Annotated in this window: 5 protein-coding genes and 1 other RNA gene; 5 read left to right on the top strand and 1 reads right to left on the bottom strand. The window is 54.7% G+C overall.

Annotated elements, in window-relative coordinates:
• Positions 1–129 precede the first annotated feature (129 nt).
• Complete coding sequence (locus ACIQ0G_RS10435; RefSeq protein ID WP_397577846.1) at positions 130–1,071, bottom strand: RluA family pseudouridine synthase; 942 nt, start codon at positions 1,069–1,071, stop codon at positions 130–132.
• 16 nt (positions 1,072–1,087) lie between these two features.
• Between ACIQ0G_RS10435 and ACIQ0G_RS10430 the strand changes: the two genes are divergently transcribed.
• The 5 genes from ACIQ0G_RS10430 to ACIQ0G_RS10410 all read left to right on the top strand — a co-directional run.
• Entirely contained in the window at positions 1,088–1,495 is a 408-nt protein-coding gene (locus ACIQ0G_RS10430; protein WP_397577845.1) for a Mov34/MPN/PAD-1 family protein, read from the top strand.
• A gap of 64 nt (positions 1,496–1,559) precedes the next feature.
• Positions 1,560–2,210, top strand: coding sequence for a histidine phosphotransferase family protein (locus ACIQ0G_RS10425; protein ID WP_397577844.1), 651 nt, complete (start codon positions 1,560–1,562; stop codon positions 2,208–2,210).
• 347 nt (positions 2,211–2,557) lie between these two features.
• Positions 2,558–3,250, top strand: coding sequence for an N-acetylmuramoyl-L-alanine amidase (locus tag ACIQ0G_RS10420; protein ID WP_397577843.1), 693 nt, complete (start codon positions 2,558–2,560; stop codon positions 3,248–3,250).
• 6 nt (positions 3,251–3,256) lie between these two features.
• Positions 3,257–3,636: RNase P RNA component class A (gene rnpB / locus ACIQ0G_RS10415), an RNA gene on the top strand.
• A gap of 198 nt (positions 3,637–3,834) precedes the next feature.
• Positions 3,835–4,238: YIP1 family protein (locus tag ACIQ0G_RS10410; RefSeq protein WP_397577842.1), on the top strand; the 404-nt coding region annotated here is incomplete at its 3' end.

Here is a 4,238-nt window from a genome sequence, read left to right as displayed (position 1 = left end):
GCTCGCGTCCCCCCCAAGGGCAGGTATTGTAGCCGGAACATTCTTTTTCTCAGACATGTTTTCCTCTTTCATTGTGCTTCCCACCGGGCCTCATCAAGCACCCGCTAGCAAAGCGTTCCCTTTGAAACTCTATATTCGACATTGGCTTAACAGAAGCTGCATATCTTCTGGTATACCGCATTCGAACCGTAAAGTTTCGCCGGATATCGGATGAATAAACCCCAATGAGGCAGCATGCAATGCTTGTCGGTCGAACGGAGCCTGATCTGGTCCGATTCTGTAGGGGTTTTGTCGATTAGAATAAACGCTATCGCCGATTAGCGGGTGGCCGATATGGGCCATATGGACGCGAACTTGATGAGTCCGCCCCGTTTCCAACGTGCATTCGACGACTGCGGTTTTGGAAAATGCCTCCGTCATGCGAAAATGCGTGACCGCATGCTTGCCCTTGGAATCGGGCAGCACCGCCATTTTTTTGCGGTTGGTCGTTGACCGGCCAATTTGCGTGCGCACCGTCCCCGCAGGTGGGGCAGGGATGCCACTGACGATCGCGATATATTTGCGTTCGATGTCGTGCGCGGCGAACAATTTCGCCAGGCCCTCATGCGCGGCGTCGCTTTTCGCCACGACCAACAGCCCCGATGTGTCTTTATCAATTCGGTGGACGATACCTGGCCGCTGAACGCCGCCAATGCCGGACAACTTGCCGTGACAATGATGCAGCAGCGCATTGACCAATGTTCCGTCGCTATGCCCGGCGGCAGGGTGCACCACCAATCCAGCGGGTTTGTTCAAGATGATCAGATGTTCATCTTCATAAACGACGTCGAGCTGAATATCTTGTGGGATTGCTTTGTCCGGCTTGGGAGCAGGAACATTTAGCTCAAAATGCTGCCCGGACATTTTCTTGCTTCCGGCATCAACGAAGCTTTGTCCGTTGATCCGCAACGCAGCGTCAGCGATCAGGGCCTGAATACGGGCGCGCGAAAATTGCGGCAGCGCTGCAGCAAGCGCGCTGTCGAGCCTTCCTTCGCCCAAAACACCTGTAAATGTGGCATTTTCTCCAACCATCGCATACACATGGGTTATGGCCCTGCATTTATCAAGCAATGACCGGAAACAACTTCTGCATTGGGCGGCGGACGCCGGCCAAAATGAATGCTGTGGTGTGTTGCGTGGAAGGGACCGGAAGGTCATGGCCGTGCAATGGGCCGCCAATGTAGCCGCCGATCCGTCGCGGAATTTTGAAATCGATCCCGCCGCGCTTATAGCCGTCCATAAGGATGTCAGAGCGGGCGGCGTGCCGCTTTTGGGCTATTTCCATTCGCACCCGAACGGCTTGGCGCGGCCTTCTGCGTCGGATATTGCGCAGGCCGCACCCGATGGCCTGATATGGCTCATCATTGCGGGGGGAACGGTTACGGCATGGCAACCCAACGCTATTGGCGCTCACGTCACAGGATTTACCCCCGTGCCGCTGATCGTGGAAGGTTGAATCGCGTGAAAACACAGTCCATGACCGACATCAATATGCAAGTCAGCCCAAGGAACCATTTTTAATGTCCGACACGGAAATCGATTTTGCCAGCCTGCTTTGCTCGCGCCTGTGTCATGACCTTTTGAGCCCGGTCGGTGCTATGAATAATGGGCTTGAGTTGCTGGCGGACGAGCATGATCCGGAAATGCGGCAACGGTGCATGGATTTACTGGCGGAAAGCGCCAAGGCTGCGGCCGATAAGCTGAAATTTTTCCGTCTCGCTTTTGGTGCTGCCGGCGGCTTTGGTTCAGAAGTCGACCCTAAAGAAGCGCGGATGGTGATTGAACCGCTGATAACTTCAAGCGGTCGTACGGTGTTGGAATGGGCTGTTCCTGCGCAAATGATGCCAAAAAGGGCGGTCAAAATCCTCTTGAACCTCGTGCTGTTGGCAAATGAAGCGCTGGTGCGTGGCGGCACTTTATTCGTGGGCGCTGAAGCAGGATTGAACGAACAGGAAATTGTTATTCGGGCGAGTGGCCCGAAAATTTTCATGGATTCAGCTGTGCGTGAGGCGCTGACGGGGAAGCTTGATGCCTCGATGATAGATTCCCGCACCGCTGCGGCCTGGATGGCGCACACGCTTGCGCTGCAAAGCGGTGGGATGATCCAGCTTGCTGAGCCGGATGCTGAACATCTCGTCATCGGCGCACTTTTGCACACATCGCAGATCTAGCACTCTCAACATTGTTTTAACCATCGGATGTCATATAACGTGTTCGTTACAACGGATCGGCAGACATGGACGATTTGATAGAAGACTTTATTGCTGAGATGCGCTGATTTATCTCAGCGACGACAAGGGCACATGTTTTGGAAGCGATTGCGCCATCCATGGAAGAGGGCGGGCTTTTAATGCTCGGCGCTGCCGAAATCACCATTGGGCAAACGCAGAAGTTTTGCGCCAGCAGAGCGTTTTGTGATTTTTACGAGTTAACGCCGAACCGGCAAGGCGCGTAACCAGCAAAATTTCCCGCACCAGCTGATATTGCGTGCAACGGTCGACTTACCTATGGTCGCCTTATGACCATGATTTGGAACCCATCACCCAATTTTGGCGAGCGCAGCTTGCCGATCACGATGCTTGTTTTGCATTATACCGGCATGCAGTCGGGCGCAGCGGCCATCGATTGGCTCGCCAACCCCGCTTCAAAAGTGTCGGCGCATTATGTGGTCGATGAAGACGGCCAGCTGGTCCAAATGGTGCGTGAGGAACAAAGGGCGCAGCATGCGGGGCTTTCCTATTGGCGCGGTGTGACGGACTGCAACAGCGCCAGCATTGGCATTGAGATCGTCAATCCCGGGCATGAATTTGGTTATCGGCCGTTTCCCGAAGCACAGATGGACACCGTGACGCGATTGGTTGCCGGAATTGTCGGTACCTACGGAATTGATCCGCGAAACGTCGTCGGTCACAGCGACGTCGCGCCAACACGTAAAGAAGATCCCGGTGAACTGTTTGACTGGGAACGTTTGGCAAAGCTTGGGCTTGCTGTTCCGCGTCCGCGGGAAAAGCTGGTTGATCCCGGTTGGCCGGACGCCGCGTTTCTTTTGGCGTTAGAGCGTTATGGTTACAGCATATCAGATGGACGTGCGGCTACGGTCGCATTCCAACGCCGTTTCCGCCCCGAAAATATTGAAGGCGTGATCGACGGAGAATGCCGGGCAATATTGCTGAGCTTGCTCTTGGAGTATGAGGGCGGACCTGCTATCTAAGCTATGCCAGAGGGTTGGGCGACCGCCGCTTAGTGGGTAACTGCTATGGGGAGGAAAGTCCGGGCTCCAGCGAGGAACGGTGCCGGATAACGTCCGGCGGAAGCAATTTTAGGGAAAGTGCCACAGAAAACAGTCCACCGCATTTCGATGCGGCCAGGTCGAAACGGTGCGGTAAGAGCGCACCGCGCTTTTGGTAACAAAAGCGGCAAGGCAAACCCCACCGGGAGCAAAACCGAATAGGGGCGGCACATGGCATCCTCCTGCCAGTCGCCCGGGTTGGTTGCATGAGTGCCGCAGCAATGCGTCGCCTAGATGAATGGTCGCACATCCGCTTACGCCTCGGCTTCAGCGGAGGACAGAACCCGGCTTACAGACCCTCTGGCTTTTTACCCCACCCCCATAAGCGACGCCCAATATGGTAGGGCAGCTGCGAATAAGGTGAGGGCGCTGATGCCAGCAAATAGGGCACGAACTTCCGCAACATGATATGCAAGATCCCCCCGTTTACGCGAACGTCAATATTTACATGTTCTCGCCATTATGGTTTGTTCTGCCAAGAAACATATTTCCAGAGGGATAAGTCAATGACGATTGTTGCTCGCGCGAAGAATATCATTTTGAAACCGACGGATGAATGGAATGTCATTGCTGGCGAACCCACAACCGTTGGCGGCCTAATCACCGGATATGCAATGATCTTGCTAGCCATTCCTTTGGCCGCCGGCATAATATTTACAGGCGCATTGGGCATAAATGCCGCTAGCCTTGGTGGCATGGGCGGCGGGGCCATGGAAATGGGCTTTGGCGCCATCGCGGCAATGGCGGTGGTGGGATATGTGTTTTCCCTCATCACGCTTTTTGTGATGTCGTTCCTCGTCAACGCCGTTTCGCCCAGCTTTAACGGCAAATCCGACATGGTTCAGTCGACAAAGCTGATGACATACGCATCAACCCCAGTTTGGGTGGCGGGGCTGGTTGGCTGGATCCC

It is taken from the genome of Sphingorhabdus sp. (genome assembly GCF_044354325.1).
Lineage (GTDB): Bacteria > Pseudomonadota > Alphaproteobacteria > Sphingomonadales > Sphingomonadaceae > Sphingorhabdus_B.
This window is presented reverse-complemented; position numbering and strand designations above follow the sequence as displayed.